We start from the raw sequence: 15,987 nt of genomic DNA, 5'->3' as shown, positions 1-15,987 counted from the left end.
TCCCGAACGTGCAGCTGAATCCGTGGGCGCTGAGCGGCATCGCGACAGTCGCCGTGCTGACCTTCTACCTGGGTCACCGCTCGTCCCGGTTCGCCAACACCACCCACGACTTCCTCGTCGCGCGCCGCACCGTCCGTTCCCGCCGCAACGCCGCCGCCATCTCCGGCGAGTACCTGTCCGCGGCGTCGTTCCTCGGCATCACCGGCATCATCCTCAAGGACGGGGCCGACGGGCTGTGGTTCCCGATCGGGTTCACCGCCGGTTACCTCGCGCTGATGTTGTTCGTGGCCGCGCCGCTGCGCCGTTCGGGCGCCTACACGTTGCCGGATTTCCTGGAGGCACGGCTCGGTTCGGTCGCGTTGCGCCGGTGCGGCACGTTCTTCGTGGTGTTCGTAGGGATCCTGTACATGGTGCCGCAGCTGCAGGGCGCCGGGCTGGCGCTGACCACGGTGCTGAACGTGCCTGCCTGGGCCGGCGCGGTGACGGTGAGCGTGCTGGTCGGGGTGAACGTGATGGCGGGCGGGATGCGCGCGATCACGGTGGTGCAGGCGTTCCAGTACTGGCTCAAGCTGTTCGCGATCGCGGTGCCTGCTTTCGTGCTGTGCGCGGTGTTCCTGGCGGGGGGCAAGCCGGGGCCCGCCGGATCGCTCGGCTCGCCGGTGCCGCCGGTGTTCGCGTCCGGGACCACAGTGGACATCCGCACCGATGTGGCGTTCGACGTGCACACCCTGACGCAGGTGATGATCCGGCATCCCGGCGAAGCGGCGCCGCACGAGCAGGTGTGGGTGCAGGGCTCGACACAGGAACTGGCCGAGGGCACGCAGGTGGCGTTCCCGGCCGGGACCCCGGTGCCGACGGTGAGCGACGCGAAGGTCACCAACTCCGAGTGGCTGCGACCCGGTTCGGACGGGCTCGAGGATCTGCTGCAAACGTATTCGCTGATCTTCGCGACGTTCCTGGGCACCATGGGGCTGCCGCACGTGCTGGTCCGCTTCTACACCAACCCGGACGGCCGGGCGGCGCGCCGGACCACGGTGCACGTGCTGCTGCTGCTCGGGTTGTTCTACCTGTTCCCGACGATCCTCGGCGCGTTGTCCCGGATGTACGTGCCGGAGCTGCTGCTGACCGGCCAGACGGACGCGGCGGTGCTGCGGTTGCCGTCGGCGATGCTGCCGGGCGTGGGCGGGCAGGTCCTCGGCGCGATCGTGCTGGCGGGCGCGTTCGCGGCGTTCCTGTCGACGTCGTCGGGACTGCTGGTCAGCCTCGCCGGTGTGGTGTCGACGGACCTGTCCAAGGGGCGCGTCCTCGACTTCCGGATCGCCGCGCTGGTGGTGGGGCTCGTACCGCTGGCGCTGGCGCTCTTGCTGCGGCCCGGCGATCTGTCGCTGAGCGTCGGGATGTCGTTCGCGCTGGCCGCCTCGACGTTCTCGCCGCTGCTGCTGCTCGGAGTGTGGTGGCGCGGGCTGACCTGGCCGGGCGCGATGGCGGGGATGATCATCGGTGGCGTGCTGGTGCTGGCCGCACTGGTGGCCGGGCTGCTGAGCCGCTTCACCGGCGACTGGGCGCCGTGGTTCACCGACCAGCCCGCGCTGGTGACGGTGCCGGTCGCGTTCGCGGTGACGGTGCTGGTCAGCCTCGCGACCCCGAACGGCAGACCGGCCGACGTCAACGCGGTCATGCTGCGACTGCACGCCCCCGACCGGCTCGGTTTCATGCGTGACCGGGCCGTGGCGCGCTTCGGGCAGGCCGAGGAGCGGGCGCGCATGGGCCGGGGCAGGCACCGCAAGTAGGCGTCGGCTCCGCGATCTCCGGCGGCAGGACGTTCAGGCCTACGCCACGATCGAGCGGCGGGGCCGGGGGTTTCTGACCCATCCGGTTTTCACTCGATTGGCGGTTCTCTTTACCTTCGGTTGACCTATCGGCGAATTTTTCTCGATTGGTGTTTCTCGATCTGGACATATCGACGTCAAACCGGCGTAAGATCGTCAACTCTCCGTAAGATCATTCACTCAAAAGGATTAACAACAAGTCTCACGTTTCACGGCAAGATCTACCCGCATCACACGACCGGAAGAGGTAGAGACCATGGACAGGGAGGTTGTCCCGTGAGCACCAGCGACCAGGACCTCGTCGACGAGACGGGTCCGGGCGACAACTGGCAGAAGGTGCAGGCGAGCCCCGAGTTCGCCGAGCTCCGCAAGAGGTTGCGGACCTTCGTCTTCCCGATGACCGTCCTCTTCCTCGTCTGGTACCTCGTCTACGTGCTGCTCGCCGACTACGCGCACGGCTTCATGTCGACCAAGATCGCCGGTAACTTCAACGTCGGCCTGCTCATCGGCCTGCTGCAGTTCGTGTCGACGTTCCTCATCACGGGCCTGTACGTGCGGTACGCCAACCGGAAGCTGGACCCGGTCGCCGACAAGATCCGCGGCGAGATCGAAGGAGACGCCCAGTGATGAACCTGGCCCAGGGCGTCGAGGGCAGCAACCCGACGCTGAACATCATCATCTTCGCCGTCTTCGTGGCGATCACGCTCGTGATCGTGTTCCGGGCCAGCCGCAACTCGAAGACCGCGTCCGACTACTACGCGGCGGGCCGCTCGTTCACCGGCCCGCAGAACGGCATCGCGATCTCGGGCGACTACCTGTCCGCGGCGTCGTTCCTCGGTATCGCCGGCGCCATCGCGCTCAACGGTTACGACGGGTTCCTCTACTCCATCGGGTTCCTCGTCGCGTGGCTGGTCGCGTTGCTGCTGGTCGCCGAACTCCTGCGCAACACCGGCAAGTTCACCCTCGGCGACGTGGTCGCGTTCCGGATGCGGCAGCGCCCGATCCGGGCCGCGGCGGCGGTGTCGACCCTCGCGGTGTCGTTCTTCTACCTGCTCGCACAGATGGCCGGGGCCGGCGGCCTGGTCAACCTGCTGCTCGGGATCACCGGCGAGTGGGGACAGAACGCGGTCATCGCGGTCGTCGGCGTGCTGATGATCCTCTACGTCCTCATCGGCGGCATGAAGGGCACCACCTGGGTGCAGATCATCAAGGCCGTGCTGCTCATCCTGGGCGCGCTGGCGATGACGATCTGGGTGCTGGTGAAGTTCGGGTTCAACTTCTCCGGCCTGCTGCAGGGCGCGGTCGACCGCGGTGGCCAGACCGGCGCGGCCCTGCTCGATCCGGGCAAGCAGTACGGCAAGTCCGGGACCAGCAAGCTCGACTTCCTGTCGCTGGGCATCGCGCTCGTCCTGGGCACCGCCGGTCTGCCGCACGTCCTGATGCGCTTCTACACCGTGCCCACGGCCAAGGAAGCGCGGCGATCGGTCGTCTGGGCGATCGTGCTGATCGGCGTGTTCTACTTGTTCACCCTGGTGCTGGGCTACGGCGCCGGTGCGCTGGTGGGGCCGCAGACGATCAACTCGGCGCCGGGCGGGACGAACTCGGCGGCGCCGCTGCTGGCGCTCGAACTGGGCGGACCGGTCCTGCTCGGGTTCATCTCCGCGGTCGCCTTCGCGACGATCCTCGCGGTGGTGGCCGGTCTGACGATCACCGCGTCCGCGTCCTTCGCGCACGACGTCTACGCCAACGTGATCAAGAAGGGCCAGGTGGACAGCAAGCAGGCCGAGGTCCGCGTCGCCCGCATCACCGCGCTGGTGATCGGTGCGCTGGCGATCGTCGGCGGCATCCTGGCGAAGAACCAGAACGTGGCCTTCCTGGTCGCGCTGGCCTTCGCGGTGGCGGCCTCGGCGAACCTGCCGACCCTGCTGTACTCGCTGTTCTGGAAGCGGTTCAACACCCAGGGCGCGCTGTGGAGCATGTACGGCGGCCTGGTCATCACCATCGTGCTGATCGTGTTCTCGCCCGCGGTGTCCGGCGGGTCGAAGCCGATGATCAAGGGCGTCGACTTCCACTGGTTCCCGCTGGAGAACCCCGGCCTGGTGTCCATCCCGGCGTCGTTCCTGCTGGGCTGGCTCGGCACCATCCTGTCGAAGGAGCACAACGCGCAGAAGTACGCGGAGATGGAGGTCCGTTCGCTGACCGGCGCCCACGCCGAGAAGGCGACGACGCACTGATCCACGTGCCAGGGAAGGCCACCTCCGGACGCCGGGGGTGGCCTTCTCCTCGTTCCGGGGTTCACGTGCAGTTGATGGGGGTGCGTGTCAGTATGTGAACGTGCAACCAGGTGACATCCCGACCGCGTCCGTCTCCGAGCTGCCCGCGGACGGGCTGGTGTTGCTGGACGTTCGTGAGCAGGACGAGTGGGACGCCGGGCACGCGCCGGGCGCGGTCCACATCCCGCTCGGCGAGCTGCCGGCCCGCACCGCGGAACTGGCCCAGCTGCCCGATGACAAGCCGCTCTACGTGGTGTGCCGCACCGGTGGCCGTTCGGCGCGGGCGGCGGCGTGGCTCAACGCGAGCGGCTGGGACGCGGTCAACGTGGCGGGCGGCATGAAGTCCTGGGAGACCGAGGGCCGCACGGTCGTCGGCGAGCACGACGGCCCACCCGAGGTCCTGTAGGTCCCATGCACCCGACTCCGAGGCCCTACCGCGCGCGGCCGCGGGTCCGCTGGGTGGCGTCTCCGCCGCCGGGTGCGTTCCGTCCACGGCCGTCGAGGCCGGTCGAGCACTACGGCGGCCCGCCGTCCTACCCGGTGCCGCCGCGGTGGGGTTTCCCGCACCTGACCTGGCGCGTGCCGACCGCTGTGCCCGGTACGCCGTCGGGTTACCCGAGTCCGGTGGAGCGGGTGCGGGTGCTGCACCGCAACGCGGTCACGGTCCTGTGGTTCCTGGCCGGTCTCGCCGCTGTCGCCGCCGGGGCGGAGTTCTGGCGCTACGCGTTGCTGGCGATGAGCCGCACCACGGCCCTGAACGCGGCGACCGTGGGTTTCTCGGATGCGCTGGAGATCATCGCGTCGCTGCTGACCGTCGTGTTCGGACTGATCGGCATCGGGTCGGCGCTGTGGTGGCTGGTGGTCGCCCGTGGCGCGGCCGCCGACGCCGCCGGTCAGGAACCGGCGCGCTCGACCGGTGAGATCGTCGCCGGGGTACTGGTGCCGGGCGTCAACCTGGTGATGGCCGGTTCGATCCTGGCCGAGCTGGAACACCTCGTGCTGGGCCGCGCCCCGGCCCGGCGTCCCCGCCCGTCGCGGCTGGTGCTCGCGTGGTGGGCGGCGTGGGCCGTCAACCAGGTGCTGATGCTGCTGGTCATCGGCTGGCGCTTCAAGGACGGCGTCCAGGCGATGGCCGACGCGGTCCTGCTCACCGGTCTGCTGAACACCTCGGCCGCCGTGCTGGCCGGGTTGACGGCGGTGCTGGTGTACCGCCTGACGACGCTGCTGGCCCCGGTCCGCACCGATCGGTTGCGGCCGCTGCAGGTGCGCTCGGTGAAGGGCGCGCCCGAGCCCGAGCCGCACACGGCGCGCCCGGCCGGCGCGGCCCGCTAGGCCATCAGCTCGGCCGCGGCGTCTCGCAGGGCGTGTGTCAGCGCGTCGACCGCGGGCGTGGGCGCGCCCGGCAGGCGGACCAGGTTGACGCGCCGCACCTCCTCGGCCACGTCGTCGATCGTCACCAGCCGCACCCCGGCGGGAAGAACCGGCAGCAGGTCGGGCGGGACCGTGGTGACACCCGCGCCCGACGCCACCAACTGCAGTTTCGTCAGCCAGTCGCGGACCGTGTGCGCCACCGGCGGGCGTCCGGGCAGCCCCGGCCACACCCCGAGCAGCGGCTCGTCCGCCGCCGCCGGGCTCGCGATCCACGGCTCGGCCGCGATTTCTCCGGCCGTTACGTGCTCACCGAAGCGGGCGTCGGCGGGTACGGCGACGGCGAGCCGCGTCTCCAGCAACGGTTCGACGTGCAGCGGCGGCGCGTCGGTGTCGGGTGAGCGGTGCGGCGGGCGCGAGGACAGCAGGACGACGTCCAGAGTGCCGCCGCGCAGCGCCCGCACCAGCGACGGCGTGGGTCCCTCACGCGTCACGATCCGCAGGCCGCCGACCGCCGCCAGCGCGCGCGGCGCGAGTACGGCACCGGCGGTCGCGAAGAAACCCAGCCGCACCCGGCCGCCCTCGACGCCGCGCAACTCCCGGTCCGCGGCGTCGAGCGCGTCGAGAGCGACAACGGCGTGACGCAGCAGCATCCGGCCCGCCGTGGTCAGCCGCGTCCGTTCGCGATGCCGATCGAACAACCGGGCACCGGCCGCCTGCTCCAGTGCCGCCACCTGACGCGACACCGCCGACTGCGTGTAGCCCAGGGCTTCGGCGGCCGCGGTGAAGGTGCCGCGCTCCGCCACCTCGCGCAGCACGCGGAGACCGGTCAGCGTCACGTCGCGGAACATGAATCGCAAGCATATTGGTCATGCGGATCATTCGCTGGAGGAATGCCGATTCCGCTCCTAGCGTGACTGGCATGCCTTGGGTCAACATCCATCTGCGCAAGGGAACCACCCCGGAGTTCCGGCGGAACGTCTCGCTCGGCATCCACCGGTCGATGGTCGACATCCTGAAGATCCCGCACGACGACCAGTTCCACTTCTTCCACGAGTTCGACCACGACAACGTGCAGATGCAGCCGGTCGCGTTCGGTCTGCGGCGGGGCGAGCGCGTCCTGGCCATCCAGCTGTTCTTCAACAACCGCACACCGGACGAGAAGGCGCGGCTGTTCGCCGCGATCGTCGCCAACCTGCGGCTCTACGCCGACGTCCCGGCCGAGGACGTCCTGCTGTGCGTGGTGGAGACGAACAGTGAGAACTGGTGGGCGGCAGGCCGGATGGTCGATCCCGAGACCGGCTACGACGAGCGCATGACGGTCACGCCGTCACCGGCAGGTTCCGCAAGCCGCGGATGACGAACTCCGGCCGCCGCTCCGGTTCGGCCGTGAGCCGCAGCCCGGGCAGCCGCCGGATCAGGGCGGACAGCGCAGCCGCGATCTCGATCCGCGCCAGCGGCGCGCCGATGCAGTAGTGGATCCCGGCGCCGAAACCGAGATGCGTGCCCTCGGTCCGGCCCACGTCGAGTGCATCCGGATCGGTGAACGCTTGCGGATCGCGGGCGGCGGCGCCGAGCAGCGCCGCGATCTTTTCGCCCTGCGCCACGCGGAAACCGGCGATTTCGACGTCCTCGGTCGCGGTCCGCTCGAACAACTGCAGCGGCGCGTCGAAGCGGATCAGCTCCTCGACGGCGGTGTCCACCAGGTCCGGGTCTTCGACGAGGCGCTGCCACTGGTCCGGGTTCCGGAGCAGGGCCCGCACGCCGTTGCCGATCACGTTGACCGTGGCCTCGTGCCCCGCCATCAGCAGCAGGACGGCGGTGGCGACCACCTCGTCCTCGCTGAGCTCGGCAGCCAGCAGATCCGTGATCAGGTCCTCGCCCGGCTCGCGGCGGCGCCGCGCGGCCAGCTCACGCAGGAACTGCACGAACTCGGTCGCCGCGCGCTCGGCGGCCGCCCTGCCCTCCGCGGACAACCCGTACTCGTACATCTTCACGATCGCGTTCGACCAGGGGACCAGCCGCGGCCGGTCGGCCTCCGGCACGTCCAGCAGCTCGGAGATCACCGCGACCGGCAGTGGCTGCGCGAGCACCTCCAGCAGGTCACCCGACCCCGCCACGGCCAGCTTCTCCACCAGCCCGTCCGCCAGCTTCATGACCGTGGGCCGCAACCGCTCCACGTGCCCGCGCCCGAAAGCCGACGAAATCGACCGGCGCAGCCGCGTGTGCACCGGGGGTTCGTTCTCCAGCAACGAGTTCCGGTGCAGCAGGTTGAACGAGACGAACTGCTCGGCTGGGCTCGCGTCGGTCCAGATCCGGCCGAGCCCGCGGTGCCGCAGCACGGCCGAAGCGGCACTGTGCGACACCGCGATCGCCAGGCCGAGCCCGTCGTGCCGGTGCACCGGCGCTTGCGCGCGCAGGCGGGCGAATTCGGGATACGGGTCGGCGAGGAAGGCCGGGTCACGGGGATCGAACACGACCACGAGCCTAATCCCCGGTCCGTCGCGCCGTGCGCTGTTCGGTAGCGTCTGCGGCCAGGCGTTACGAGGAGGCGAAATGGGCAAGGGCGCACGCAAGCGCGGTCCGAAGAAGGACAAGGCACCGAAGATCCGCGACGTGTTCGTGGGGCAGCCGTTCGAGGGGCTGGCCGCGGAGCCGGAGCTGATCGCGCTGCGTGAGTTCGTGCCGTCGGCCACCGCGCCGCTGTCCCTCGTGGACGAGCCGGAGCGTCCGGTCACCCTCGCGACCGTGCTGCCGATGGCCGCCGCCGCGTTCGTGCGCTCCGACGGTGAGGTCTTCGTCGGGCTGCAGGTGCAGACCCGGTCCAGCGACGTGAGCCGCGACCTCGGCCGCGCGATCCGCTGGGCGCTGGACGCCGAGCCGGGCGACGTGCTGCCGGTGCCGGACACCACGAGCGCCCCCGCCGAGGGTGAGCGCCTGCAGGACCTGCTGGTGGCCGACGCCGAACCGGACGTCACCCTGCACCCGAACTTCGACTGGTGGCTGCCCGAGGACACCGACCCCAGCGGCGAGGTCAAGGTGTCGCTGGAGCGGGCCAACGAGGCGATCATGCCGACGGAGCGCCTCGGCACCGGCTCGTACTGGGTGCTGGCCGGGGAGAAGGCGCACCTGCGGTGGGTGCGGCGCGAGCCCGAAGGCCGCCTGATGCAAGCGCTTGCGCGACTGTCCGCGGCGGGCGAGCTGTCGCTCGGTGAGGGCTCCCGCTACGCCGGGTCGTTCCGCGCGCACGGCCTGCTGGTGCCGGTGTGGGACCTCGACCCGGAGGCGCACGCCCGCGAGTGGGCCGAGCCGGCCGAGCAGCTCGGCGCCCGGCTGGAGGAGGCGCTGAAATCCGTGGACGCCGAACCGCTGACCGCCACGGAACGACGTGCCCGCGACGGTCTCGTCGGCCGCCAGCTGACACTGCGCTAGTGATCCTGCACCTCTGCGGCGCGGACGAGTGGAGGGGCGAGGACTACCGCGCCCCGTCCCTCGACACCGTCGGGTTCATCCACTGCTCCGACCCGGGCACGGTGGCGATCCCGGCGAACGCGCTCTATCGCGGCCGCACGGACCTGGTGCTGCTGGAAATCGACCCGGCCCGCCTGGACGTGCCGCTGCGCTGGGAGACCGGCGAACCTCCTCACCCAGAAGGAGTCGTGTTTCCGCATGTCTACGGCCGCATTCCGGTCGAAGCCGTGGTGGCCGTGCACCCGTTCCCGCCAGGCCCCGACGGCACCTTCCGGCTACCCGCGAGTTTGGCGCAACGGGACCCCCGCTGAGGCGTCCACCTGAGGTCGGACAACCTGAGGGGGCGTCCATGCGTGGTCTCGGTGAAGGAACAAGACGCACGGTCGGAGGAGGGGATACGGTGACCTCGACCGCGCCGGCCCTCGCCTGGGGAGGCGGCCGCGCGGCGGGGAGGGGGTCATCGGTGAGCGACGAGCTCGCGGACTTCGGAGAGTTCGTGCAGGCGAACCTGCCCGGCCTGCTCCGCTACGGCCACGCGCTCACCGGCAACCCGCACGACGCCGCCGACCTGGTGCAGACGGTGCTGGAGAAGATCGGTTCCCGCTGGACCCACGTGCAGCGCAAGGCCGCCGACCCGCTCGCCTACATCCGCCGCGCCATGGCCAACGCGCACATCAGCCGCTGGCGACGCCTGCGCCGGGAGAACCTGGTCGCCGAACTGCCCGAGCAGCGCACGGACGAACCGGTCGACCCGTTCGAGCACGAGCCGTTGTGGCAGGCGCTCCGCGAACTGCCGCCGCGTCAGCGCGCGGTGATCGTGCTCCGCTACTACGAGGGCCTGTCCGAGGCGGAGATCGCCAGCTCGCTCGGGATCAGCGCGGGCACGGTGAAGAGCCAGGCCAGCAAGGCCATCGCGTCGCTGCGCACCAAGATCGGCTCGGTGTCCGGAGGGAGGGACCAGCGGTGAACCCCGACGACGAGCTCGGTGCCGAGCTGCGGCGGCTGTTCGACGACGAACGGCTCGCCGTCCACGCCGCGCCGGACGCCGGGGACGCGATCCTGTCCGGTATCCGCCGACGGCGTCGGCGGCGCAACGCACTGGCCGTCTCCGGTGGCGTCCTCACCGCTGCCGTGCTGGTCTCCGCCGGGCTTCTGGTCGCCAGCCCGGACCCGGCCGTGCACGAGGCGGCCCCGTCCACGACCGCCCCGCGGGCACCGACGACCTCCGCGCCGGGCCCGGTCGTGGTGCCCCCGACGTTCCCGTCGGAACCGGTCCCGCCGCCGACCAGTACCGGGCTGCCGCCGAGCGGGGTCCCGGTGCCGCCCACCAGCGCGCCCGCCACACAGCCGCCGAAGTCGACCAGCGGCCGCTCCTCGGCCCGTCCGGCGCCCGCGGCCGTGGCGGCCGTCCTGGGCCCGACCGGTTACGCGGCGTTGCGGCTGGGGATGAGCTTCGACGACGCCAAAGCCACCGGCATGCTCGCGGGCGCCGGAGCGGCCCCGGCCGAGTGCACCGTCTACCGCCTCACCGAGGGCACCGGATCCGTGGCGAGCGTGACGATTTCCCCGACCGGGGGAGTGGTGGTCTTCACCGCGACCGGCGCGCGCAGCCCGGAAAACGTGGGGACCGGATCCACGGTGACCGAACTGAGGAATGCCTATCCTGATTTGACGGCCGGTGCGGGTAATTACAGCGCGGCCACCGGATCGGGTGCGCATTACACGTTCTACGTCAATTCCGCCGAGACCGTCGTGCACTGGGAACTGGTCGCCGCGCCGGGGTGCTGACGGGCCGTGCTGCTGACAGAGAAGGGCCCGGGCCGCACCGGCCCGGGCCTCCTGCGCTCCGCGGTATGGCGGTCCTGCCGCGTCCGTCCTACAGGGCGCCCCCGGCGACCGGCGGCATGTCCGGGTCGCCACCGTCGCCGACGGACTCGCGGGCCAGCCAGGTCTCCACGTCGAAGAGGTTGCCGTTGGCGCGCTTGACCACGTTCAGCAGCGTGCTCATCTGCGACACCTCCTCGACCTGCTCCTTGAGGAACCAGTGCAGGAACTGCTCGGCCTGATAGTCCTCCTCGGCGCGCGCCGCCTTGAGCAGGGTCTTGAAGTCGGCGGCGACCTCCTTCTCCTGCTCCAGCGCGAGCTCGACCAGTTCGACCGGCTCGGCGAAGTCGTTGCGCACGTCGCCGGTCGAGGGGACCTCGACGTGGTGGTCGGTGTCCATCATGTACTGCACGAGCGCGAGCGCGTGGTTGCGCTCCTCCACCGCCTGGCGGTAGAAGTGCTTCGCCAGCTGGGGCAGGTCCTCGTTGTCGAACCAGACCGCCAGCGCCACGTACTGCTGTGACGCGTTGAACTCGTTGTGGATCTGCTGCTGCAGCAGCTCGTAGAACTTGGAGCGCGGTTCCTTCTTCAGCATCGCCATGACACCAGAATAGGCCAATTCACTGATCGATAACCATTCGGGCCTGGTGATTCGCGTTTCGTTTGGATAGCCTTACCGAGATGAGGCAGTGCTTATTCGAGCGCTTATTTAAGTAAGGCTTTCCTTATTGCCGATCGGATCGCGCACCACGGGACAGGACATGCAGCGCGGCCCGCCGCGGCCGGAGCCCAGCTCGGATCCGGCGATGGCCAGCACCTCGATCCCGGCCTCCGCCAGCCGCGCGTTGGTCTCCACGTTGCGCTCGTAACCCACCACCACACCGGGCGCGAGGGCCAATGTGTTGTTGCCGTCGTCCCACTGCTCACGCTCCGCGGTCACCGGATCGAGGCCGGTGTCGATCACGCGCAGTTTTTCGATGTCCATCGCCTCGGCGGCCGCGTGCAGGAATGGCTGGGGCCCGTCCACGCGCAGCGAACCGTCACCGTCCGGGCGGAGCGTGAAGGCCACCAGCTCGTCGCGCGCCAGCGGGTACATCACCACGGCGTCCGGGGCGACCATCGTGCAGACGGTGTCCAGGTGCATGGTCGCGCGGGCCTGGGCGATCGGGACGGCCAGCACGGTGTGGGCGATGTCGTCGGCGAACAGCGAACGGGCCAGCGATTCGGCACCGGCCGCCGTGGTGCGCTCACCGATGCCGACGGCCAGCACGCCGGGCGCCAGCAGCAGGACGTCCCCGCCCTCGACCGGCGCCGAGTGCGCGCCGTACGCGCGGGCGGCGTGGGAGAAGCGCGGGTGGTAGGCGTAGACGAGGTCGAGCAGCGCGGTCTCGCGGCGGCGGGCGGGCATCGCCAGCGACGAGATCGCCACCCGGTCACCGACCCACACCGACGAATCGCGTGTGAACAGCAGGTTCGGCAGCGGGTCGACGGCGAAGTCGTGCCGGTGGTGGATCTTGCGGACCAGCGACGCACCCTCGGCGGCGGGCAGCTCCTCGAACGTCAGGCCGGCCATCAGGACCTCGGCCAGCGTGGTCGCGCCGACGCCGGACAGGTGCGAGCGCAGGGCGTCCCCGAGGTCCTCGCCCAGCCGCAGGTCGTCGACAGCGGCGCGCACCCCGGCGGCGTGCGCGCGCGGATCGGCCAGTGCCTCCCGCAGCACGTCGGCCAGCAGGAGCACCTCGACGCCGCGGGAGCGCAGCACGCCGGCGAACGCGTCGTGTTCCTCCTGGGCCTTGCCGACCCACGGGATCGAGTCGAAGAGCAGCTTGTCGTTGTTGCGCGGGGTGAGCCTCGTGAGCTCGTTGCCCGGCCGGTGCAGCAGGACGGCGCGCAGGGGCCCGACCTCGCTGTCCACCCTGGGGGTTTCGTTGGTCACCGGCTGAGCGTAATGCTCAGGGAAGCCAGGAGAGGTGTCCGCGGAGCAGTGCGTATCCCACGAACGAGACCACATCGAGCAGGGTGTGCGCGATGACCAGCGGCACCAGGCGGTTGGTCTTCTGCCAGACGCGCCCGAACACCAGTCCCATGACGAAGTTGCCGACGAACCCACCGAAGCCCTGGTAGAGGTGGTAGGACCCGCGCAGCACGGCGGCGGCGACCAGCGCGGTGTTCTCGCGCCAGGCCAGCTGGCGCAGGCGCGTCAGCAGGAAACCGATGACCAGTACTTCTTCGGCGAAGGCGTTGCCGAACGCGGACAGGACGAGCGCGATCGGGCGCCACCACGTGTCGTCCAGCTTCGACGGCACGACGGCCAGGTTGAAGCCGAGCTTCCACCCGAGGAAGTACAGCGCCAGCCCGGGGATGCCGATCAACGCGGCCAGCCCGACGCCCCACCAGGTGTCGCGGTGGGGGCGCGTGCGGTCCAGCCCGATGTCGGCGAGTTTCCGGCCACCGCGCACCAGCAGGTACGCGCCGAGCGCGCCCCATCCGATGAGCTGCACGGTGGACAGCAGCTGCGCCAGCAGGTCCAGCAGGTCGGCGGCGCGCTGCGGGACGTTGAGCGCGACCTGCTGGTCGGACAGTGGCTCCGGCTGCAACAGCGAATCGATCAGGGACAGCAGGCTGCGCGCGCCGGACAGGCCCAGGGTGATCGAGAAGACGACGAGCAGCTCGATCCTGATGCGGCGCGCTGCGCCGGCGTCCACCGGTTCGGGCAGGTGGGGACGTTCGGGGCGGAGCCAGGAGCGGAGCACGTCCGCACGCTACCGTCTGATGACATGGCCAAGATTGCGACCGCTGACCGCGTGTACCGGGACGAACTGCTCGAATTCCTCCGCCCACGGCACCGCGCGATCCTGACGACCTTCCGCGAGGACGGGACGCCCCAGATGTCCCCGGTCACCGCCGGTATCGATCCCGAGGGCCGGTTCGTCGTGGCGACCTACCCGCAGCGCGCCAAGACCCGCAACGCCCGCCGCAATCCGCTCGTGTCGGCGTGCGTGATCTCCGACGAGTGGAACGGACCGTGGGTGCAGTTCGACGGCCGCGCCGAGGTGCTCGACGTGCCCGACGCCGTCGAACCGCTGGTCGACTACTTCCGCTGCATCTCCGGCGAGCACCCGGACTGGGACGAGTACCGCGAGGCGATGGTGAAGCAGAACAAGTCGCTCATCCGCGTCACGATCGAACGCTGGGGCCCGATCGCCACCGGCGGCTTCCCACCCGAGCTCGCCTGACCTTCCGCGAGTCCCACGTTCCCGCGCGCGAGTTCCGCGTTCAGGGCTGCACGCGCATCTGGTTCTTCGCCAGGAAGGGGCAGCCGACCAGCCGCCGCAACTCCATGCCCAGCTGTGCCGGATCGTGGACCGGTTGCCCGAAGGCCAGCCGCACGTCGTGGTCGCCGTCGGTGGACTCGATGCGCAGGCGCAGCCCGAACCGGTCCAGTCCCAGTGGGCGGATCCGGCCGCCGCGCAGTTCGTCGGGGATGTGCCGGGCGAGCTGGTCGACGACGTCCGAATGCTCGCTTTCCAGGTGCCGCAGCCAGCCGGACTCGTACCCGTGGAACGGGTCCGGCGCGGCGGCGTTGAACAGGTGCGGTCGCAGCGAGTGGGTGCCTTCGGCGTCGGCGAGCACCAGTGACGCCGGGGTCAGGCGCAGCAGGCTGAGCCCGTGCCCCAGGTCCAGCAGCCGCGGATCGGGCCGGTTCTCGGCGATCGACAGGGCCCGTGCGCGCGCCGACTCCGGGCTGAGGTGCCGCAGCCAGCCGGTGATCCACAGCAGGCCGCGGATCGGTTCGCGCAGGTCGACGGGGGCGTGGTCGGCCAGTTCGAACACGACGGCCAGCTCGCCCCTGTCCGCCTCGCGGGTGCGCCGTAGCACCGGGTGGTCGTCCGGGAGCAGAACGCTGACGCTGCCGCTGGGGTGCACGTGGTGCAGTTCGGGCACGACGCGGTCGCTGCCCGCGGGGTCGCCCGTGGTCGGCAGCAGCGCTCCCGGGCCGTTGCGCACAGCGATGGTCTTCGCGCGCTCGGCCGGGCTCGGTGCGGGCGGGCGTCGGATCTCTGTCACTGGCCACCTCCTACTTAGGTGAGCCTAACCTGAGTGATCGACGAAGGGAAGCGGATCGGTAACGTTCCCGGTTGCCACGCCGACTCGCGGAAGTGGACTTCATCCGATCGCGCGTCACCGCGTACGAACCCCACGTCGGCGAGCCGCCCGCGTCCGACCCGCTCGAGGTCGAGATCGCGGGCAAACAGCGCAACCGCCTGATCAACGCGCTGGTCCTCTACGGCTTGCTGGCCGCGCTGCTCCTGGTGCTGAGCCGCGACCCGGCCACGCTCGTCCTCGTGGGAATCCTCGCCGCGATCGCCGCCGTCTCCCTCTGGGTGCTGTTCCTCCGGGTGCTGCCCGGCCGCCGGCTGATGAACCTGCCGACGGTCCTGGTCACGCCCGGCCCCGGTCAGCTGCTGGTGTCGAGCTCGACGGTGAGCGTCGCGCTGCCCGGGGCGCAGTGGGTCGTGGTGCGGCTGCCGCGCTCGAAGCGGATCCAGCTCGCGGGCGTCCGGCGTCTGTTCCTCGTGGGGCCGGACGCGCGTGGTCGCGTACTGGTCGCGCTGCCCGGCGGGATCACCGCGCGGTTCGGGCGGCTGCGGACGGCCGCGGTGTCCGGCTCGGTGGAACCCGGCTCGCAGCCGCACCAGCCGGTCCCGGCGGCGCAGGACCCGGTCCTGGTCGCCTTCGTGCGCGAGGTCTGGTGGCGCACCGCGGGCACAGCAATCGTGCTGATCCTGGTCGCCGCCCTGTTCCTGGCGGGAAACGCTTACCTCGACGCGCCGGTCACCGGCGGCCTGGCGACCGTCATCGCCGTATTCTACGTGCTCTTCGGGCTGCTGGTGCTGTCCCGCGCGGCGACCCTGGCCTCCGCCGTCCGTTCCCAGGCATGGCACGAACTGCCCGCGACGCTCGACACCGCGATCGAGGCCGTCGGGTTCGGGGCCCTGGGCGGGGCGGAGGGCCGCGCAATGCTGAGCGACGGGGAAGCCGTGGTGCGGTTCCGCCGCCAGCCGATCGACCTGCTGGTCAACGTGCGCGCGACCGGGCGCCTGTGGGTGCTCGGCGAGCCGCGGCGGGGGAAGAAGGTGGTCGTCGGACTGCCCGGCCACCCGATCTTCGCGATGGTGAAGCTCGGGTGAACTGTCCGGGGGGCGAACGTGTTTGTCCGG

18 protein-coding genes are annotated in these 15,987 nt (G+C 70.7%); 12 read left to right on the top strand and 6 right to left on the bottom strand.

Annotated elements, in window-relative coordinates; all coding sequences use genetic code 11:
• Positions 1-8 precede the first annotated feature (8 nt).
• From HNR02_RS08185 to HNR02_RS08165, 5 genes are all read left to right on the top strand, one after another.
• Positions 9-1,790 carry a sodium/solute symporter gene (locus tag HNR02_RS08185; RefSeq protein ID WP_179772565.1) on the top strand — a complete coding sequence of 594 codons (1,782 nt, stop codon included), beginning with the start codon at positions 9-11 and terminating at the stop codon, positions 1,788-1,790.
• Between the two features lie 315 nt (positions 1,791-2,105).
• Entirely contained in the window at positions 2,106-2,456 is a 351-nt protein-coding gene (locus HNR02_RS08180) for a DUF485 domain-containing protein (protein WP_179772564.1), read from the top strand.
• Positions 2,453-4,063, top strand: a complete 1,611-nt coding sequence (locus tag HNR02_RS08175; RefSeq protein WP_179772563.1) for a monocarboxylic acid transporter — start codon at positions 2,453-2,455, stop codon at positions 4,061-4,063. Before HNR02_RS08180 ends, HNR02_RS08175 begins: the two co-directional genes overlap by 4 nt.
• Positions 4,064-4,157: 94 nt before the next feature.
• Positions 4,158-4,508 carry a rhodanese-like domain-containing protein gene (locus tag HNR02_RS08170; protein ID WP_179772562.1) on the top strand — a complete coding sequence of 117 codons (351 nt, stop codon included), beginning with the start codon at positions 4,158-4,160 and terminating at the stop codon, positions 4,506-4,508.
• A gap of 5 nt (positions 4,509-4,513) precedes the next feature.
• Positions 4,514-5,434, top strand: a complete 921-nt coding sequence (locus tag HNR02_RS08165; protein WP_218902715.1) for a DUF4328 domain-containing protein — start codon at positions 4,514-4,516, stop codon at positions 5,432-5,434.
• On the opposite strand, the gene HNR02_RS08160 is transcribed toward HNR02_RS08165, so the two are convergent.
• Positions 5,431-6,321, bottom strand: a complete 891-nt coding sequence (locus tag HNR02_RS08160; RefSeq protein WP_179772561.1) for a LysR family transcriptional regulator — start codon at positions 6,319-6,321, stop codon at positions 5,431-5,433. The genes HNR02_RS08165 and HNR02_RS08160 overlap by 4 nt on opposite strands.
• Positions 6,322-6,392: 71 nt before the next feature.
• Here HNR02_RS08160 and HNR02_RS08155 point away from each other — a divergent pair, with 71 nt between their 5' ends.
• Positions 6,393-6,830, top strand: a complete 438-nt coding sequence (locus HNR02_RS08155) for a tautomerase family protein (RefSeq protein ID WP_179772560.1) — start codon at positions 6,393-6,395, stop codon at positions 6,828-6,830.
• Here HNR02_RS08155 and HNR02_RS08150 read toward each other — a convergent pair.
• Positions 6,793-7,947, bottom strand: coding sequence for a cytochrome P450 (locus HNR02_RS08150; RefSeq protein ID WP_179772559.1), 1,155 nt, complete (start codon positions 7,945-7,947; stop codon positions 6,793-6,795). The two genes, HNR02_RS08155 and HNR02_RS08150, sit on opposite strands and share 38 nt — an antisense overlap.
• Positions 7,948-8,026: 79 nt before the next feature.
• On the opposite strand from HNR02_RS08150, the gene HNR02_RS08145 reads away from it, so the two are divergent.
• From HNR02_RS08145 to HNR02_RS08130, 4 genes are all read left to right on the top strand, one after another.
• Positions 8,027-8,902: a DUF5926 family protein gene (locus HNR02_RS08145; protein WP_179772558.1), complete on the top strand. Its 876-nt coding sequence runs from the start codon at positions 8,027-8,029 to the stop codon at positions 8,900-8,902.
• Positions 8,902-9,252, top strand: a complete 351-nt coding sequence (locus tag HNR02_RS08140; protein WP_179772557.1) for a DUF952 domain-containing protein — start codon at positions 8,902-8,904, stop codon at positions 9,250-9,252. Before HNR02_RS08145 ends, HNR02_RS08140 begins: the two co-directional genes overlap by 1 nt.
• Before the next feature lie 152 nt (positions 9,253-9,404).
• Positions 9,405-9,908, top strand: coding sequence for a SigE family RNA polymerase sigma factor (locus HNR02_RS08135; RefSeq protein WP_179772556.1), 504 nt, complete (start codon positions 9,405-9,407; stop codon positions 9,906-9,908).
• Positions 9,905-10,729 carry a hypothetical protein gene (locus tag HNR02_RS08130; RefSeq protein ID WP_179772555.1) on the top strand — a complete coding sequence of 275 codons (825 nt, stop codon included), beginning with the start codon at positions 9,905-9,907 and terminating at the stop codon, positions 10,727-10,729. Before HNR02_RS08135 ends, HNR02_RS08130 begins: the two co-directional genes overlap by 4 nt.
• A gap of 88 nt (positions 10,730-10,817) precedes the next feature.
• On the opposite strand, the gene HNR02_RS08125 is transcribed toward HNR02_RS08130, so the two are convergent.
• The 3 genes from HNR02_RS08125 to HNR02_RS08115 all read right to left on the bottom strand — a co-directional run bounded on the left by HNR02_RS08125 (position 10,818) and on the right by HNR02_RS08115 (position 13,482).
• Positions 10,818-11,366 (bottom strand): ferritin, encoded by a 549-nt coding sequence (locus tag HNR02_RS08125; RefSeq protein WP_281377198.1) that lies wholly within the window; start codon positions 11,364-11,366, stop codon positions 10,818-10,820.
• 108 nt (positions 11,367-11,474) lie between these two features.
• Positions 11,475-12,680, bottom strand: coding sequence for an arginine deiminase (locus HNR02_RS08120; protein ID WP_179775777.1), 1,206 nt, complete (start codon positions 12,678-12,680; stop codon positions 11,475-11,477).
• Between the two features lie 37 nt (positions 12,681-12,717).
• Positions 12,718-13,482: a CPBP family intramembrane glutamic endopeptidase gene (locus HNR02_RS08115; protein WP_179775776.1), complete on the bottom strand. Its 765-nt coding sequence runs from the start codon at positions 13,480-13,482 to the stop codon at positions 12,718-12,720.
• Positions 13,483-13,542: 60 nt separating this feature from the next.
• Here HNR02_RS08115 and HNR02_RS08110 point away from each other — a divergent pair, with 60 nt between their 5' ends.
• Complete coding sequence (locus HNR02_RS08110) at positions 13,543-14,001, top strand: PPOX class F420-dependent oxidoreductase (protein ID WP_179772554.1); 459 nt, start codon at positions 13,543-13,545, stop codon at positions 13,999-14,001.
• A gap of 40 nt (positions 14,002-14,041) precedes the next feature.
• Here the strand turns inward: HNR02_RS08110 and HNR02_RS08105 are convergent, their stop codons facing one another.
• Entirely contained in the window at positions 14,042-14,833 is a 792-nt protein-coding gene (locus HNR02_RS08105) for a DUF2470 domain-containing protein (RefSeq protein WP_179772553.1), read from the bottom strand.
• A 71-nt stretch (positions 14,834-14,904) separates the two neighbouring features.
• Here HNR02_RS08105 and HNR02_RS08100 point away from each other — a divergent pair, with 71 nt between their 5' ends.
• Positions 14,905-15,957, top strand: a complete 1,053-nt coding sequence (locus HNR02_RS08100) for a hypothetical protein (RefSeq protein WP_218902713.1) — start codon at positions 14,905-14,907, stop codon at positions 15,955-15,957.
• Positions 15,958-15,987: the final 30 nt, after the last annotated feature.

This window comes from Amycolatopsis endophytica (assembly GCF_013410405.1).
GTDB lineage: Bacteria > Actinomycetota > Actinomycetes > Mycobacteriales > Pseudonocardiaceae > Amycolatopsis_E > Amycolatopsis_E endophytica.
This window is presented reverse-complemented; position numbering and strand designations above follow the sequence as displayed.

What these genes read in the sequence shown, in the direction of transcription:
- HNR02_RS08165 (WP_218902715.1), top strand. Translation starts at nt 4,514, where the DNA reads ATGCACCCGACTCCGAGGCCCTACCGCGCGCGGCCGCGGGTCCGCTGG.
- HNR02_RS08160 (WP_179772561.1), bottom strand. Translation starts at nt 6,321, where the DNA reads ATGTTCCGCGACGTGACGCTGACCGGTCTCCGCGTGCTGCGCGAGGTG.
- HNR02_RS08155 (WP_179772560.1), top strand. Translation starts at nt 6,393, where the DNA reads ATGCCTTGGGTCAACATCCATCTGCGCAAGGGAACCACCCCGGAGTTC.
- HNR02_RS08145 (WP_179772558.1), top strand. Translation starts at nt 8,027, where the DNA reads ATGGGCAAGGGCGCACGCAAGCGCGGTCCGAAGAAGGACAAGGCACCG.
- HNR02_RS08125 (WP_281377198.1), bottom strand. Translation starts at nt 11,366, where the DNA reads ATGGCGATGCTGAAGAAGGAACCGCGCTCCAAGTTCTACGAGCTGCTG.
- HNR02_RS08110 (WP_179772554.1), top strand. Translation starts at nt 13,543, where the DNA reads ATGGCCAAGATTGCGACCGCTGACCGCGTGTACCGGGACGAACTGCTC.